Annotated in this window: 14 protein-coding genes, 1 tRNA gene and 1 pseudogene; 10 read left to right on the forward strand and 6 right to left on the reverse strand. The window is 71.6% G+C overall.

The genetic code is table 11. The features are described from left to right. Nucleotides 1–43: 43 nt before the first annotated feature. Together OTB20_RS10985 and OTB20_RS10990 are read left to right on the forward strand one after the other, a co-directional pair. A complete protein-coding gene (locus OTB20_RS10985) occupies nucleotides 44–961 on the forward strand; it encodes a MurR/RpiR family transcriptional regulator (RefSeq protein WP_267757537.1) in 918 nt (305 codons plus the stop codon). 416 nt (nucleotides 962–1,377) lie between these two features. Beyond that, a complete protein-coding gene (locus OTB20_RS10990) occupies nucleotides 1,378–1,578 on the forward strand; it encodes a hypothetical protein (protein WP_267757536.1) in 201 nt (66 codons plus the stop codon). 161 nt (nucleotides 1,579–1,739) lie between these two features. On the opposite strand, the gene OTB20_RS10995 is transcribed toward OTB20_RS10990, so the two are convergent. Both OTB20_RS10995 and OTB20_RS11000 read right to left on the reverse strand, forming a co-directional pair. Continuing rightward, nucleotides 1,740–2,225 (reverse strand): peroxiredoxin family protein, encoded by a 486-nt coding sequence (locus tag OTB20_RS10995; protein ID WP_267816819.1) that lies wholly within the window; start codon nucleotides 2,223–2,225, stop codon nucleotides 1,740–1,742. A 111-nt stretch (nucleotides 2,226–2,336) separates the two neighbouring features. Then, a complete protein-coding gene (locus tag OTB20_RS11000) occupies nucleotides 2,337–3,902 on the reverse strand; it encodes an oleate hydratase (protein WP_267816821.1) in 1,566 nt (521 codons plus the stop codon). 105 nt (nucleotides 3,903–4,007) lie between these two features. On the opposite strand from OTB20_RS11000, the gene OTB20_RS11005 reads away from it, so the two are divergent. The 6 genes and pseudogenes from OTB20_RS11005 (at nucleotide 4,008) to OTB20_RS11030 (ending at nucleotide 10,278) form a co-directional block, all read left to right on the forward strand. After that, entirely contained in the window at nucleotides 4,008–4,904 is an 897-nt protein-coding gene (locus tag OTB20_RS11005; protein WP_267816823.1) for a right-handed parallel beta-helix repeat-containing protein, read from the forward strand. Between the two features lie 146 nt (nucleotides 4,905–5,050). Next, nucleotides 5,051–6,739, forward strand: a pseudogene (locus OTB20_RS11010) (glycoside hydrolase family 13 protein). 275 nt (nucleotides 6,740–7,014) lie between these two features. Further along, nucleotides 7,015–7,314 (forward strand): hypothetical protein, encoded by a 300-nt coding sequence (locus OTB20_RS11015; RefSeq protein ID WP_267816825.1) that lies wholly within the window; start codon nucleotides 7,015–7,017, stop codon nucleotides 7,312–7,314. 55 nt (nucleotides 7,315–7,369) lie between these two features. After that, nucleotides 7,370–7,954: a TetR/AcrR family transcriptional regulator gene (locus OTB20_RS11020; protein WP_267816827.1), complete on the forward strand. Its 585-nt coding sequence runs from the start codon at nucleotides 7,370–7,372 to the stop codon at nucleotides 7,952–7,954. Nucleotides 7,955–8,042: 88 nt separating this feature from the next. Then, nucleotides 8,043–9,422, forward strand: a complete 1,380-nt coding sequence (locus OTB20_RS11025) for an MFS transporter (protein WP_267816829.1) — start codon at nucleotides 8,043–8,045, stop codon at nucleotides 9,420–9,422. A gap of 91 nt (nucleotides 9,423–9,513) precedes the next feature. Continuing rightward, nucleotides 9,514–10,278, forward strand: coding sequence for an SDR family NAD(P)-dependent oxidoreductase (locus OTB20_RS11030; protein WP_267816831.1), 765 nt, complete (start codon nucleotides 9,514–9,516; stop codon nucleotides 10,276–10,278). Between the two features lie 86 nt (nucleotides 10,279–10,364). Here the strand turns inward: OTB20_RS11030 and OTB20_RS11035 are convergent. Next, a tRNA-Met gene (locus OTB20_RS11035) sits at nucleotides 10,365–10,438 on the reverse strand. A gap of 330 nt (nucleotides 10,439–10,768) precedes the next feature. Between OTB20_RS11035 and OTB20_RS11040 the strand changes: the two genes are divergently transcribed. Together OTB20_RS11040 and OTB20_RS11045 are read left to right on the forward strand one after the other, a co-directional pair. Beyond that, nucleotides 10,769–10,972 carry a cold-shock protein gene (locus OTB20_RS11040; protein WP_267757528.1) on the forward strand — a complete coding sequence of 68 codons (204 nt, stop codon included), beginning with the start codon at nucleotides 10,769–10,771 and terminating at the stop codon, nucleotides 10,970–10,972. A gap of 344 nt (nucleotides 10,973–11,316) precedes the next feature. Beyond that, complete coding sequence (locus tag OTB20_RS11045) at nucleotides 11,317–12,858, forward strand: DEAD/DEAH box helicase (RefSeq protein WP_267816832.1); 1,542 nt, start codon at nucleotides 11,317–11,319, stop codon at nucleotides 12,856–12,858. Here OTB20_RS11045 and OTB20_RS11050 read toward each other — a convergent pair. From OTB20_RS11050 to OTB20_RS11060, 3 genes are all read right to left on the reverse strand, one after another. Continuing rightward, nucleotides 12,855–13,193 (reverse strand): hypothetical protein, encoded by a 339-nt coding sequence (locus OTB20_RS11050; protein WP_267816834.1) that lies wholly within the window; start codon nucleotides 13,191–13,193, stop codon nucleotides 12,855–12,857. The genes OTB20_RS11045 and OTB20_RS11050 overlap by 4 nt on opposite strands. 79 nt (nucleotides 13,194–13,272) lie before the next feature. Beyond that, nucleotides 13,273–14,286 carry a TolB-like translocation protein gene (locus tag OTB20_RS11055; RefSeq protein WP_267816836.1) on the reverse strand — a complete coding sequence of 338 codons (1,014 nt, stop codon included), beginning with the start codon at nucleotides 14,284–14,286 and terminating at the stop codon, nucleotides 13,273–13,275. Continuing rightward, entirely contained in the window at nucleotides 14,283–15,629 is a 1,347-nt protein-coding gene (locus OTB20_RS11060; protein ID WP_267816838.1) for an MFS transporter, read from the reverse strand. Before OTB20_RS11060 ends, OTB20_RS11055 begins: the two co-directional genes overlap by 4 nt. Between the last annotated feature and the right edge of the window lie 79 nt (nucleotides 15,630–15,708).

Raw genomic sequence — 15,708 nt, forward strand, 5'->3', positions numbered from 1 at the left:
GCTATGTTGGGGTCACGGAGTGGTACGAGAGGGAGGACCGCCGGTGTCATCGGGGCAGCAGGCACGCGCACAGGCGGCAGCGATCACGTCGAGCGGGCAGGCGGCCGACCACGAACGCGCCCCCGCCGACCGGGTCCGGGCGCTGTTCGACGGGCACCCGCTCTCCCCGGGCCAGCGAAGGATCGCCCAGTACCTCGTGGACCACCTCACCGAGGCGGCGTTCCTCTCGATCACCGAGCTCGCGGAACGGGCCGGCGTGAGCCAGCCCTCCGTGACCCGCTTCGCCGCCGCCCTCGGGTTCAGCGGCTATCCGGCCCTGCGCGAGGTGCTCCAGCCGATCGCGCTCAGCGCGGTGGCGGGAGCCCCGGACAGCCCCGAGCAGACCCGCCGCAATGAACTGCAGGCGGCCGTCGACGCCGAGATCGAGAACCTGCGCACCGTCCGGCAGCTGCTCGCGGACACCGACCAGGTGCTCGACATCGGACGCGAGCTGGCCCGGTCGGTGCCGCTGACGGTCCTCGGGCTGCGGATCTCCGTCTCGCTGGCCGAGTACTTCGCGTACGCGGCCCGCCGGATCCACCCCGATGTGCGGCTGGTGACCGGCGGCGGCAGCGTCGCCTCCGACGCGCTGCTGCAGGCCCGGGCTGCGGGCGGCACCTGGGTCCTGGCCTTCGCGATGCCCCGGCACGCCAAGGAGACGCTGGCGGCCCTGCGGGTGGCCCGCGGTGCTGGGCTGCGGATCGCGCTGATCACGGACCGCACGCTGGGGCCCCTGGTGGACGAGGCCGATGTGGCACTGACGGCCGGTACCGGTTCGCGACTGGTCTTCGACTCCTACTCGGCTCCCGGCGTCCTGTCCGCAGCGCTACTTCAGGCCATGGCGGATGCGGACCCCGAGCGGACGCAGGCGCGGCTCGAGAGCTACGAGCAGGCCGCCGACCAGCACGGCTTCTTCCTCTAGTGGTTTCGGGCGAAGTGGCGTGAGCTGCCGTATTCACGCCACCGCAGCACATGAATATTTTCATACTCTTGCGTACTCAACGGTATATATGTTTACTGATGGCGGCGCGGTCATCCGTCGCGATGCCAGGGAAGGTGTCCCCACACCCTCCCAGAACAGACACCGGGCGTGACGTTTCTCCTCCTCACGTGACGCCCAGTGTTCCGTCCGGCTTTCGGATCCCGAAGCGCCCCTGCGGCCTCGGCCAACCCCTGGGCCGAGGCCGCCCAAAAACCTTCCGGGGACCTTCCGCGCCGGGCGTTCGGCGCGTTCGTCCGATCGGTTGGCTCTCGGCCCTGCCCGGCCGCGTGAGGGGACAGGCGCACGACACCTCTTTAGGTTCGAAGGTGCCTGCTGCCCCCTCGAAAGGTGGATCCATGCGTTCCGTCCGCTCCGCGCTCTCCGTCGTCGCTGCCGGTCTCATCGTCCTCGGCTGCGCCTCCGCCGCCTCCGCCGATGTGACCGTCAACGCCCCGTCGGAGAAGTCGTTCACCCTCGTCTTCGGCGACTGGACCCAGTTCGCCGCCGACGACGTGTTCAACGCGGGCCTCAACAACACGGTGGGCTCCAACAACTGAGATCGAGCTTGCGGTCCCCGCTCGTCCGGCCCCCGCCGGACGGCCGGGGACCCGGCGCGTACGGTGGCCGGGCCGGGGGAGGCACCCCACCACGCGCAGGGGAGACGCCTCCTGACCTCCGGCCGCTGACCTCCGGCCGCTGACCTCCGGGCCCACCGGACTCAGGCGGCGCCGACCCCCGCGAGCTGCTCCGCGATGGTGTCCGCCGACGGGAACCTCATACCCAGAGTCCCGACGTGCTTCCAGTGCAGGGTGCCGTCCCCCGAGATGACGAAGACGGCCCGCCGCAGACCGATCACGGGAGCGGCGATGCCGAAGGCGCGGGCCACCTCGCGGTCGGGGTCGGCGAGCAACGGCATCCGCAGGCCGCGGGCCCGGGCGAAGGCCTCGTGGCTGTCCACGCCCTGCGGGCTGATGCCCCACACCTGCGCGCCGCAGGCCGCGAGCGCCTCCAGCCCGTCGGAGTACGAACACAACTGCGCGGTGCAGACGGGGGTGTTGTCGCCGGGGTAGAAGGCGAGAACGACCGGGTTCCCGCGCTGCTCGCCGAGCGAGTACTGCCCGCGTACGAACGCGTCGTCGGTGAGCAGGCCGCCGGGGAGCGAGAAGTCGCCCACCACATCGCCCACGTCCGGGATTCGGGTCACGATGTCCGCACCTCTCTGTCGTCGAGGGGCGTACGGTACCCGGTCGCGCCCGCCGTGTCGCCGGCCGCAGGCGCGGGGCCGGGCGAGGTGGGGGACGGGCGCGACGGCGGCTCAGCGGCGGTGCATCGTGTGCAGGGCTTCGAGGAGCACCTTGGGATCGTGGCCGCCCTTGTATACGGGCGGCGGCTGCCGGTCCAGGTGCAGCAGCCCGGCCACGGCGGTCCACGCGGTGCGCACCGAGTACTCCACGGTGAACACCACGTCGTCGGGAACCTCGGCGTACTGGCCGATGAATGCCAGGTTGGTGGACCCCTGCGGGACGACCTCGGGCCGGTCCCCGGCCTTGCGCACCAGGAACTGGCTGGTGATGTACGGCATCAGGGCCGGGACGACGACCGAGGACTCCAGGATCTGCTCGCTCTGTTCGAGGCGCAGGTGTCCGAGCACCTCGGTCAGGATCTCGCGGCCCGTGCACTCGGCCATCGTCTTGCCCACGTGGTCGCCGGCCTTGTCCGGGAAGAGCGCGTACCCCCACCAGACGTAGGTGCCCTCGGGCTGCTCGTGGAAGTGCGGCTGGTGGTTGAGGACGATGGTCAGCAGCCAGCCGGAGTCCTTGAAGGTGATCAGGCCGCCCTTGCCGGCCTCGCTGCCCGAGAACTCCTCCATGGCCTTGAAGAAGGTGGGGTCCTGGGTGGTGACGGTGAAGGACCCCCAGGTGGAGTCGGAGACGGAGGAGTCGAACACCGAAGGGTCCCCCAGGTGGGGGCGCTTGGCCGCCAGGGTCTGCCACAGGCGCCACGAAGCGTCCGGCGCGGAGGTGTCCAGTACGGCGGCGGTGTCGGTGGTTCCCAGGGTCGAGTTCGCGGTCATCGACCCGTTGGTGACGAACACCAGGTCCTCGGCGCCGACGGGGATCCGCAGGGCCGCGCCTTCCCGGGTACAGGCGAGGGCGGTGACGGTGGTGGCCTCGCCGTCGGCCAGTTCGACGTCGGTCACGGTGGTGTTCATCGAGAACACGACGCCGTTGCCCCGCAGCCAGCTCTGGAGCGGTCGGACGATCGAGTCGTACTGGTTGAAGCGGGTGCGGTAGATGCCCGACATGGTGTCGAAGGTCTTGAAGAGGTGCACGAAACGGTTCAGGTAGCGCCGGAACTCGATCGCCGAGTGCCAGGGCTCGAAGGCGAAGGTCGTGCACCACATGTACCAGAAGTTGGTGGTGAAGAACTCCGGGGTGAAGCAGTCGGAGATGCGCTTGCCGTCGAGCCGGGACTCGGGGGAGGCCACGCACGCGACCAGGTCCAGGCGGTCGCGCTCGGAGAACCCCATGGAACGGGTGTCGACCCGCCGTCCGGTGGAGTCGACGAGGCGGGCCTTGTCGTTCCAGGCGAAGTCCTCGTGGAAGGCGAAGGTGTCCTCGGTGACCGAGGTGCCCGGTGCGTCCAGTGAGGGGATGGAGCGCAGCAGGTCGTAGGTGCACTCGAAGTGCAGCTCGAACATCCGGCCGCCGCGCATCGTGTAGCCGTTCTCGGGGTCTCCCGCGGCGTCCAGGCTTCCGCCGGTACGGCCCTGGGCCTCCAGGATCGTGATGTCGGCGCCCGCGAACCCGCCCTCCCTGATCAGCAGCGCCGCCGCCGACAGGGAAGCGATGCCGGCACCCACCAGATAGGCCTTGGCCACGATGTGTCTCCTCACCCGCCCGCACGGGCCCCGGTCGGCCGCGCGCGTGATCCACCCAGCCCACCACCCGCTGTCGCCCGTCGCGACCGGGGTGGGCCATCGGGCTTGCGGCGAGGCGGGCGGCGGGGCGGGAGCCGGGGTGGGCGTCGGAGCGGGAGGCATCCGATTGTCCAGGACCTGGCGATCACCGGAGAAGCCGACCACCGCGACGACGGCAACAGCGACGCCGCCGTCGAAGGTGACTTCGGCTCCGGCTCCACCCTGCAGAACCTCTGGATCCAGCACAGCAAGGTCGGCCTGTGGATCGACGCACCGACCCGGGGCATGCTCGCCACCGGCCTGCGCATCCGGGACACGTACGCGGACGGGGTCAACCTGCACAAGGGCACCGCGGGCAGCGAGGTCTCCCAGAGCAGCATCCGCAGCACCGGTGACGACGCCCTCGCGATGTGGTCGGAGGCCCAGGCCGTCACCGACTGCGTGCTCCGCTTCAACACCGTCCAGCTCCCCCTGCTCGCCAACGGAGCCGCGATCTACGGCGGCAGCGGAAACCGCATCGAGGACAACGTGGTCGCCGACACGGTCACCGGCGCCGCCGGGATCGCGATCAGCACCCGCTTCGGCATCCCCTTCAGCGGCCCTGCCACCGTCCAGCGCAACACCATCGACCGGGCCGGCGGTTACGAGCCCAACTGGGCGAGCAAGCTCGGCGCCCTGTGGGTGTACGCCGACACCTCCGAGATCACCACTCCGGTGCTCCTGCAGGACAACGACATCCTGGACAGCACCTACAGCGGTCTGCTCGTCTCCTGGCAGAAGAACGTCGGCAACCTGACCGTGAAGAACACCAAGATCGTCAAGGCCGGCGGCTACGGCATCGAGATCAACGCGGCCGGATCGGGCACCTTCAGCGGGGTCACCGTCACCGACGCCGCCTCGGGCGGACTGAGCCTCGCCAGCGGCTTCACCGTCAACCGCGGAGCCGGCAACTCGGGCTGGTAGCCCGCCCGCCGCACCTCCCGCCCCGGAGTCCGGGGCCCGGTCAACCCCAGCCACCCCACCCGACCGGGCCCCGTACCGGGGCACCCGCTTCACCCCCGTGCCCAGCCCGCGCACCACCCGCCGCACCTACCGCACCAGGAGACCTCGTGCCCCAGAGCGCCCCCAGCCCCACCACCTCCCCCTGGTGGCGGCATGCCGCGATCTACCAGATCTACATACGCAGCTTCGCCGACGGCAACGGCGACGGCACCGGCGACATCGCCGGAGTCCGCGAGCGGCTGCCCTACCTGCGGCAACTCGGCGTGGACGCGCTCTGGTTCAACCCCTGGTACGTCTCTCCCATGGCCGACGCCGGCTACGACGTCGCCGACTACCGCGACATCGACCCGATCTTCGGCACGCTCGCCGAGGCCGAGGAGCTCATCGACGAGGCCCACGGCCACGAGCTGCGGGTCATCGTCGACCTCGTCCCCAACCACTGCTCCGACCGGCACCCCTGGTTCGTCCAGGCCCTCGCCGCCGGCCCCGGATCCCCCGAACGCGAACGCTTCTGGTTCCTGCCCGGGCGCGGCACGCACGGCGAACTGCCGCCCAACGACTGGAACTCGTACTTCGGCGGCCCCGCCTGGACCCGGATCACCGAGGCCGACGGCACCCAAGGCAGCTGGTACCTGCACATGTTCGCCCCCGAGCAGCCCGACTTGAACTGGGAACACCCGGATGTCCGGGCCGAGTTCGAGGACGTCCTGAGGTTCTGGCTCGACCGGGGCGTCGACGGCTTCCGCATCGACGTGGCCCACGGCCTCGCCAAGAAACCCGGTCTCCCCGACGTCGGCGAGAACCCCGACCCCACCGACCTGCCCTACCAGGACGTGGACGCCGTCCACGCCGTCTACCGCGACTGGCGCAAGATCCTCGACACCTACCCCGGCGAGCGCGTGTTCATCGGCGAGGTCTGGCTGCCGGAGGCCGAGCAGTTCGCCCGGTACCTGCGCCACGACGAACTGCACTCCGCCTTCAACTTCGACTACCTGTGCAGCCCTTGGGATTCCGGAGCCCTGCGGAAGGTGGTCGACGCCACGCTCGCCTCGCACGAACCCGTCGGCGCCCCGCCCACCTGGGTGCTCTCCAACCACGACACCATCCGCCACGTCACCCGGTACGGACGCGCCGACACCTCCTTCGACATGGGAGACAAGCGGCTCCTCGACCCCAGCGACCCCGGACTCGGCCGCCACCGGGGCCGCGCCGCGGCCCTCGTCTCCTTCGCCCTGCCCGGAGGCGTCTAGGTCTACCAGGGCGACGAACTCGGCCTGCCCGAGGTTCAGGACCTGCCCGACGAGGTCCTCCAGGACCCGACCTTCGTCCGATCCGGCGGCGCCGACCGCGGCCGCGACGGCTGCCGTGTCCCCCTGCCGTGGAAAGCTGCCGGAACCTCTCTGGGCTTCAGCGCCCGGGCCGGCGAGGACACCGCGACCACCGCGACCGCCCCGGCCGCACCCTGGCTGCCCCAGCCGGAGCAATGGGCCGCGCTCAGCGCCGCCGCCCAGCACGAGGACCCGTACTCCGTCCTCACCCTCTACCGCGGGGCCCTCGCCCTGCGCGGCGCCGAGCTGGCCCGGCTGCCCGAGGTACTGGAGTGGGTCGACGCGGGACCCGACACCCTCTGTTTCGACCGCCCCGGCGGCTTCCGCTGCCTGACCGCCTTCGCGAACCCCGTCCCGCTGCCCGGGGGCGCCCGGGTCCTGCTCGCCAGCGGCCCGCTCGGCACCGGCGCGGACGGAGGGCCCCTCCTGCCGACGGACACCACGGTCTGGCTGCGCCTGCCCGGGTAGCGGAGGGGTGGCTCGAGGGCGCGGGGCATCCGCATCGTGAGATGCGGTGTCCCATGTCGGCAGCCGCGTGCCAGACTCCTCCGCATGCGCCAGCTGAAGATTAGCGCCGGCGTGCCGGCCCCGAGCTGAACTGGGATCACCCCAGCAGCCCACCGCCCGCACGCAGACCTCTCGCACCCGCGAGGGGTCTTCTTGTTTTCCGGGGCCAGGCGCCTTCCCGCTCTGCGAGCCTCCCCTCAGCCCCGCCCCCGCCCCAGGACAGGAGCCCACCACTCATGACCCGCAGCGATGTCCTCCCCGCCGTCGAAGACGCCGTGCGCACCGGCGACACCGCTTGCCACGCGCTGACCGTCACCGTCCGGGACGGCGGCCACGCACTCACCCGCATCTCCGCGCTCCTCAACAACCTGACCGTCAGGACGCTGTCCTTCAGGGCGGCTGTCGACGACGGCCTCGCCGAGTGCGAGATCGTCGTACCCGTCACGGACTCGCCCCGCGCCCAGGCCAAGCTCCGGCGCTGCGTCGAGGTGGTCGAGCTGAGGGCCCACCCGGTGGGGGAGACCCGAGCCATCTGAACGAACCGAGTGGATTACTTGACTGACCGTTCCAATATCTCGTAGAGTACGGGATGTGGCCAGGACCAAGGAATTCGATCCGGACGCCGCGCTGCAGTCAGCTCTGGAGCTGTTCTGGCGGCGCGGCTACGAAGCGACGTCGATGGCGGACCTCGTCGAGCACCTCGGCATCGGGCGCGCCAGCATGTACGCCACCTTCGGGAACAAGCGCGAGCTCTACCTGAAGGCGCTGGACCGCTACAACGAGCACCGCGACCCCGGTCTGCTGCGCGAGCTGTCCCAGCCGGGACCCGCGCTGCCGGCCGTACGTACGGTGGTCCGACGCTTCGCCGCCGAGGCGAGCATCGGTGACCAGCGGCTCAACGGCTGCTTCGTGACCAACACCGCTGCGGAACTCGGTGCGCACGACCCGGTGGCGGCCCGCAAGGTCGAAGCCAGCTGGACCCAGATCGAGACGCTGCTGCACTCGGCGCTGACCCGGGCCCAGGCCCAGGGCGAACTGCCCGCGGACCGCGATCCGCGCACCCTGGCCAGGATGCTGCTGGTGCTCATGCAGGGCCTGCGCGTCGTCGGCAAGGCCTCGCAGGACCCCGGCCGGGTGCGGGACGCGGCGGAGCAGGCCCTGACCCTGCTCGACTGACGGACCGCACGACCGTACGGCACCTCCCTTCGGGGAGGTTCTTTTAAGACTTCAGTCTGGAATGTACGATCCAGTTCAAGGGGGAGTAATGACCGTCACGCAGACCGCAGACACCACGACGAAGCCCACCGCGTCCGGAACCAGGGCGGCCCGTCCGGCGCCCGGCCCGGCCTTCGCGCTGCTCGGCACCGTACAGATGACGCTGATCTTCGCGCTCACCTCGCTCATCGTGCCGCTGCCCACGATCGGCCGCGAATTCTCCCTGGCCCGCGATGACTTGATGCTCCTCAGCGCCGCCTACGGGCTGAGCTTCGCCGGCCTGCTGCTCTTCGGAGGCCGCCTCACCGACCGGTTCGGCGGGCGCCGAGTCCTCACCGCCGGACTCCTCCTCTTCGCCGTGGCCTCCCTCGCCGCACCCTTCGCCCAGGGCCCCGGAATCCTGCTCACCGCCCGCTTCGCCCAAGGGGTGGGCGCCGCGCTCACCGCGCCGGCCGCCATGGCCGTACTCCGGGCGGTCTTCCCCGAACCCGCCGCGTTCGGACGGGCGATGGCCACCTGGGGCGGGCTGTCGGTGCTCGGCGCGACCGCCGGGAACCTGCTCTCCGGAGTCATCTCGGCCCTGACCTCCTGGCGGCTGTCCTTCGCCGTCCCGGTCGCGGTGGCCGTCGCCGCACTCGCCCTCGCTCCCCGGCTGCTGCCCGCCACCCCGGAGGGCCAGGGCCGCTCCCTGGACCTGCCGGGAGCCCTGCTGGCCACCGCCGGGATCAGCCTGGCCAGCTACGGGTTCGTCCTCACCGACGTCCAGCCCTGGGGGTCGACGGGCGTCCTGGTCACCCTGTTCGCCGCGGCCGCGCTCCTGCTGGCCTTCCCGCTCGTCGAACGCCGGGTCCGCGACCCCCTGCTCCCGCTCGGGTTCCTCCGCGACCGGCGCCGGGTCCTCGCCCTCGCGGCCATCGGCCTCACCGCCGCCGGCACGGCCGTGACCTTCGTCCTCCTGTCGCTCCACCTGCAGCAGGAACTCGGCTGGTCGCCGCTGCGGACCTCGGCCGCCTTCCTTCCCTTCGCGGTGGCACTGCTCGCGGCCGGCCGGGTGGCGGGTCCCCTCGTGGCCCGGTACGGGGCGGCCCGCGTCACCACCACCGGCCTCGTGGCAGCCGCGGCCGGACTCGCACTCCTCGCGCTCACCGGCCTGACCGCGGAGATCCCGTACGCATACGGCCTCCTCCCCGGACTGCTCCTGCTGCCGGCCGGCGCGGCGGCCGCCTTCGCGGGGGCCGCCGTCCTCGCCACGGACGGGGTGGAGCCGCACCAGGCGGGACTGGCCGGCGGGGTCATGAACACCGCGATGGAACTCGGACCCACGGTCGTCTTCGCCGCCGTCCTCTCCCTGGGCTCCGACACGGTCTCCCTCGCGGCCGCGGCGGGCGCCTTCGCCGCAATCGCCTTCCTGGGCGCCCGCATCAAGTAGCCGCGCAACCGACCACCAGCTGAACCGCGCGACCGACAACACACGACCGACATCAGCCGGCCAGCCGGCAACCGACAAGGGGATCACCATCATGTCCGCACGTTTCACCGGCAAGAGCGTCCTCGTCACCGGTGCCGGGTCCGGCATCGGCCGGGCCGTCGCCCTCGCCTTCGCCGCCGAAGGGGCCGCGGTGGCCGTGGCCGGCCGCACGGCGGCGCCGCTCGACGAAACGGTCGAGCTGATCGAGAAGGAGGGCGGCAGGGCCGTCGCGGTGACCGCGGACGTGACCCGCTCCGAGGACGTACGGGCCATGGTGCGCCGAACCGTCGAACACTTCGGCGGCCTCGACGTCGCCGTGAACAACGCGGGCGTCTTCCGGGGCGGCGGTCCCGTCGCGGACCTGGCGGAGGAGGACTGGCGCAGCCTGCTGGACACCAACGTCACCGGTGTACTGCTCAGCCTCCAGGCCGAGATCGCCGCCATGCGCGACCAGCCGGGCGGCGGGGCGATCGTCAACATCTCCTCGAACCTGGGCGCGCACGCCCGCATCCCGGGAGCGGCCGGCTACCTCACCACCAAGGCGGCCGTCTCCGCCCTGACCCGGGCCGCCGCCCTGGACCACATCGCCGACGGGGTCCGCATCAACGCCGTCAGCCCCGGCCCGGCCGCCACCACGATGTCGCTGCGACGGGGAGAGGACGACGCCGACCGCGCCGTCCGGATGAAGAGCGAATCGCCGCTGGGCCGGGTGTCCTCCACCGCCGAGATCGCGGCGGCCGTGCTCTACCTGGCCTCACCGGACGCCGCCTCCGCGGTCGGCACGGACCTGGTGATCGACGGCGGCACCTCCGCCTGACGACCGCGAGGGCCGGCCCCTGCCCGGGTGGCCCCGGAAATGGGTTCGGCCCCCTGATGCCAAGGCACCAGGGGGCCGAACTTTCGTAGCGGGGACAGGATTTGAACCTGCGACCTCTGGGTTATGAGCCCAGCGAGCTACCGAGCTGCTCCACCCCGCGTCGTTGTGGACACCACTGTACGGGATCCCGGGACCGCCCCGGACCGCCGCTGAAATCTATGTTCGCGAAGGACGGATTTGAACATCGGCCGGGCGAGAATTCTTGGATGCGTAAGGAGCGGATTTCACTTTCCAGTCGATGCGCCCCCGGCGTGCTACTGTTGTTTTAGTTGCAGTTGTGGTTCCCAAAATTTCGAGCACCTCTGCCCGCTCTTTCGAGAGCTGGGCGAGTGTTCTTGTTTTTCCGGTTTTATCCGGGCTGGGCAATCATTCGGCGACTTGAGGTTCGCACAGTGCGGACCTCTGGGCTGTGCCCCGAAGGAGATTTAACATGGCTAATGGCACCGTGAAGTGGTTCAACGCGGAAAAGGGCTTCGGCTTCATCGAGCAGGAGGGTGGCGGTCCTGACGTGTTCGCCCACTACTCGAACATTGCAGCCCAGGGCTTCCGTGAGCTTCAGGAAGGCCAGAAGGTCAGCTTTGACATCGCGCAGGGCCAGAAGGGCCCGACCGCCGAGAACATCGTCACCGCCTGACGTTCACGCGTAACCGCGTAGCTGGGGCCCGCACCTTGGGTGCGGGCCCCAGCTCGTTGCGTTTTTGGATCCGTGGGCCGCCTCGGCCCCGTGAGCGGCGCGGCGGGGAAACCCGTACGAGCGCCCCACTGTTCGGCCGATGGATACGCTCCTCGGCTCGCCACCCGAATGCGGCGCTCTTTTCGCCGACGCGTAGGGTGATAATCCTTTAGTGATCGCGGTCGAAATTCGATTCGACTCCGTCATATCTGCTTATGCTCCGGCTCATTCTTGTGAATCATCGTGCGGCCAGATTTCCGCTGCCGAGAATTCCTCGATGTGTGCCGTATCGAGGAAGGTTCTGCATGAACCGCACGACCCGCATGAATGACCGCTCTTCGTCTGCCCGTACGGGTGGATCCAACGGCTCCTACGCCGGCTCCGGCTCCGGCTCCAGCCGTGGCAGCCGCTTCGGCTCCTCGTCGGCCCCCAGCCGCTCCGGCGGCCCCAAGCGCTCGAGTGGCGGCGGCTACGGGCGCCGCCCCGCCGCACCGCAGGGCGAGTTCGCCCTGCCGGTCACCGTGGTCCCCGCGCTGCCCGCCGTCGAGGCCTTCGCCGACCTGGACATGCCGGCCCAGCTGCTCGCCACGCTCACCCGTGAGGGCATGACCACCCCCTTCCCGATCCAGGCAGCCACGCTGCCCAACGGCCTCGCGGGCCGGGACGTGCTGGGCCGCGGTCGTACCGGCTCCGGCAAGACCCTGGCGTTCGGCCTCGCGCTGCTGGCCCGCACCGCCGGCCAGAGTGCCGAGCCCGGCCGCCCGCTCGCGATGGTCCTCGTACCCACCCGCGAGCTCGCCCAGCAGGTCACGGCCGCCCTCACGCCCTACGCCCGTGCGGTGAAGCTGAGGATCGCCACCGTCGTCGGCGGCATGCCGATCCACCGGCAGGCCGGCGCGCTGCGCGCCGGAGCCGAAGTGGTCGTCGCCACCCCCGGCCGGCTGAAGGACCTCATCCAGCGAGGCGACTGCCGGCTGAACCAGGTCGCGGTCACCGTCCTGGACGAGGCCGACCAGATGGCCGACATGGGCTTCATGCCCCAGGTCACCGAGCTCCTCGACCAGGTGCGCCCCGAGGGCCAGCGGATGCTGTTCTCCGCCACCCTCGACCGCAACGTCGACCTGCTGGTGCGCCGCTACCTGACCGACCCGGTCGTCCACTCGGTGGACCCCTCGGCTGGCGCCGTCACCACGATGGAACACCACGTGCTGCACGTGCAGAACTTCGACAAGCAGGCCGCCACGACCGAGATCGCAGCCCGCGAGGGGCGCGTGATCATGTTCCTGGACACCAAGCACGGCGTGGACAGGCTGACCGAGCACCTGCTGAGCAGCGGCGTGCGCGCCGCGGCACTGCACGGCGGCAAGTCGCAGCCCCAGCGAACCCGCACCCTCACGCAGTTCAAGACGGGGCACGTCAGCGTGCTCGTGGCCACGAACGTGGCGGCTCGCGGCATCCACGTCGACAACCTCGACCTCGTCGTCAACGTCGACCCGCCGACCGACCCCAAGGACTACCTGCACCGTGGCGGCCGTACGGCCCGCGCGGGCGAGTCCGGCAGCGTGGTCACCCTGGTCCTGCCCAACCAGCGCCGCGACATGGTCCGTCTCATGGCCGCCGCGGGCATCACCCCGCAGACCGCCCAGGTCCGCTCCGGTGAGGCCGAACTGAGCCGGATCACCGGTGCTCAGGCGCCGTCCGGCGTCCCGGTCACCATCACCGCGCCCGTCAGCGAGCGGCGCGGTACCGGCGGCGCCTCCCGTGGCCGGCGCAGCCGGCCCGCACAGGACCGGCGCAGCAGGGTCTCCGGGACCCAGCGCAGGTCGCCGGCCCCGTCGGCGGCCTAGGCCCTCGTCCAGCGCGGGCGGGCCGGCTGGGGGGCCGGCAGGGGATCCGGGGTGGGTTCGGCTCCGTCCAGGCGCAGGCTGCGTAGCGTGGCGTCCGTCTCGCGCTGGAAGTGCGCGTAGGTGATCAACCGTTCCCACAGCGGGTCGGGACGGCCGGGAACGGTGGCGCCGCGCGCTTCCCACTCGCGGGCGAGCTGCTCGAAGACGGCCGGCCCGCCCGCGGGGGCGGCGCTGCCCGACTGCTGCCGGGGGATGCCCCCCGGCATCGCGGCCGGGGCGCGCTCGGGTGCCCGGTGCCGGGCTGGGGACGGGGAGACGGCGTGTGGAGTGCCCATGCCCGCCCCAACGATTCTGCGGGCCCCCGGGTACGCCCGCGGGCCGGCGGGATGGAGTGCGGGTCCGATCCGGGAGCCGTCAGTCCAGACGGCTGGGCGAGGAGGCCGCCGCCGCCAGGGCGCGCGGGGTTCCGGTGCCGTCCGCCGGGACCGTCCAGAGGTCGGTGGTGTCCACGGAGCCGTCGGCGGGCAGTGCGTAGGCGAGGGTGCGGTCATCGAGCCAGAGCGCCTGATCGTCCACGCTGCGCTTCTCCGTCAGCGGCTGCTCCCGCAACGTCCGTAGGTCCAGCACGTGTTCGCGCCACAGAGCCGCGCCGCGCTGTACGCGCTTCTTGTACGCGACCCGCGTCTCGTCGGGGGACAGCGACGGACACTCGACGTTCGCGGCGAGGCTGGTGACGCTGCGCCGCGAGATCGACCCCTTCACCAGATAGGTCTGGTTGCCGGTACCCAGGGTGGCGTAGAAGGTGTCGTCGTCCTTGGAGAAGGTGACACCCCAGAAGTTGGTGTCGCTCGCACTGTAGGGGCGGCCCTCCAGCACGATGGCGAACTTCTCCAGGTCCGGTTCGAGTGCCCCGGTGCGGGTGTCCACGATCGAGGTCCGGGTGGAGAAGAACGCCGCGCCGTAGGACTCCCCGGCGACGAAGACGGTCCAGGCGACGAAGTGGCCGCTCGGGGAGACCCGCGCCCGGGACGGGGTGCCCGCGAGGGGGAAGCCGCGCAGCGTCCGCAGTTCGGAGTCGACGATCAGCGCCCGGTTGTCCTGGGCGAGGGCTCCGGGGGAGGAACTCAGGCATACGCCGGTACCCGCCGAGGCGTGGAAGCGCAGGCAGGTGAGGCCCGAGGCGGTCCGCTCGTCCCCGGGTGAGCGGTCCGGAACGGAGACGAGTGCTCCGCGGTGCGGGCCCTGCGCGCCGTTGACGAAGGCGAGAGCGCCGCGGCGGCCGAGCGTGACCTTGCCCGGGGCGGCCGTCGGATCGCCCGCGCGGGTCTGCTCGGAGCGTGCGGCGGCGCGTACCACCATCACCCCGGCCAGGCCGCCGAGGACCAGCACGGCCAGGGCGAGTACGAGCAGCCGGCGTGAGCGTGTCATCGGGTTCCTCGGGGGCGTCGGGGGCGCGGGGCCCGGCCGGTGGCGCCGTCCGGGGCCGTGGGGCGGAGTACGAAACCGGCGACGGCCGCGCAGCAGCACAGGCCGGCCGCCGCGGCGGCCAGCGCCGGGCCCGAGCCCAGCAGCGTCCACGCGGCGCCGAAGGCGAGCGAGCAGCCGAAGCGGGACAGGGCCTGGCCGGTGCCCACGAGCGCGATGCCGGTGGCCCGCAGCTTCGCGGGGACGATCGCGGCGACGGCGGCCGGCAGCACCCCGTCCGTGGCCGCGTAGAACATGCCGTGCAGTGCGAGCACCAGGAAGGGGAGCGCGGGCAGGGCGGGGGCCCACAGGAGCAGCCCGTATCCGGCCAGCAGGAGGGCGTGCCCGATGAGGAACACGGTGCGGCGTCCGATGCGGTCCGCGAGGGCGCCGGCCGGCACGGCCAGCAGCAGGAACACGGCCGCGGTACCCAGGGGGAGCAGCGGGAACCACCGCTCGCCGACGCCGGTGCGGTCCTGGAGCAGCAGGTAGAGGAAGGCGTCGCTGACGGTGGTGAGCCCGAGGAGGGCGGCGCAGCCCGCCAGGGCGCGCAGCCGGGGCAGCCGCAGCAGGCCCAGCGCGTCGCGCAGGTTCACCGCGTCCGGCTTCGGGGAGCCGGCCTCGGGTACCGGGCCCGGGGGAGCGGTGGGCTTCGGGCGGGCGGGGCCCGGCTCCGTGCCGGACGGGACGAACAGCAGGAGCACCACGACGCCCAGTACGGCGACGCAGGCGCTGACTCCGAAGACGGCGTCGTACCCGTCGACCGTCATGCTCAGGATGAAGAAGGCGGCCAGGGGACCGAGCAGGGCCCCGGTGGTGTCCATGGCGCGGTGCACGCCGAAGGCCCTGCCCTGCAACTCGGGAGGTGTGGAGAGGGAGATGAGCGCATCGCGCGGGGCGGTGCGCAGGCCCTTGCCGGTGCGCTCCAGGGCCAGGACGACCCCCACCGGGCCGAGGCCGTGGGCGAGCAGCAGCAGTGGTTTGCACGCCGCGGACAGCCCGTAGCCGATGCCGGCGATCAGCTTGTGGTTGCGGATCCGGTCGGCGAGGTGGCCGCCGGTCAGCTGCACCAGGGCGCTGACTCCGTTGTACAGGCCGTCGAGCGCACCGAAGCCGAGCGGGCTCAGGCCCAGTCCGGCCACCAGGTAGAGCGGCAGCACGGCGGTGACCATCTCGGAGGAGATGTCGGTGATCAGGCTGACCGAGCCCAGGGCGAGGACGGCCGAGGCGACGGCTGGCCCCCGGACGGGGGACCCGTCGGTGGTGGTCTTCGCGTCCGCGGGAGCGGAGCGGTCCGCGAGGTACATGCTTTCGAACTCCCGGTCCGACGTCTGAGCCAGCCGTACGTGCGAATGGCGTACGTGCGAATGGCACCCTAATGGTTGT

The organism is Streptomyces sp. H27-H1, assembly GCF_026627445.1.
Classification (GTDB): Bacteria; Actinomycetota; Actinomycetes; order Streptomycetales; family Streptomycetaceae; genus Streptomyces.

What these genes read in the sequence shown, in the direction of transcription:
- OTB20_RS10990 (WP_267757536.1), top strand. Translation starts at nt 1,378, where the DNA reads ATGCGTTCCGTCCGCTCCGCGCTCTCCGTCGTCGCTGCCGGTCTCATC.
- OTB20_RS11015 (WP_267816825.1), top strand. Translation starts at nt 7,015, where the DNA reads ATGACCCGCAGCGATGTCCTCCCCGCCGTCGAAGACGCCGTGCGCACC.
- OTB20_RS11025 (WP_267816829.1), top strand. Translation starts at nt 8,043, where the DNA reads ATGACCGTCACGCAGACCGCAGACACCACGACGAAGCCCACCGCGTCC.
- OTB20_RS11030 (WP_267816831.1), top strand. Translation starts at nt 9,514, where the DNA reads ATGTCCGCACGTTTCACCGGCAAGAGCGTCCTCGTCACCGGTGCCGGG.
- OTB20_RS11040 (WP_267757528.1), top strand. Translation starts at nt 10,769, where the DNA reads ATGGCTAATGGCACCGTGAAGTGGTTCAACGCGGAAAAGGGCTTCGGC.
- OTB20_RS11045 (WP_267816832.1), top strand. Translation starts at nt 11,317, where the DNA reads ATGAACCGCACGACCCGCATGAATGACCGCTCTTCGTCTGCCCGTACG.
- OTB20_RS11050 (WP_267816834.1), bottom strand. Translation starts at nt 13,193, where the DNA reads ATGGGCACTCCACACGCCGTCTCCCCGTCCCCAGCCCGGCACCGGGCA.
- OTB20_RS11055 (WP_267816836.1), bottom strand. Translation starts at nt 14,286, where the DNA reads ATGACACGCTCACGCCGGCTGCTCGTACTCGCCCTGGCCGTGCTGGTC.
- OTB20_RS11060 (WP_267816838.1), bottom strand. Translation starts at nt 15,629, where the DNA reads ATGTACCTCGCGGACCGCTCCGCTCCCGCGGACGCGAAGACCACCACC.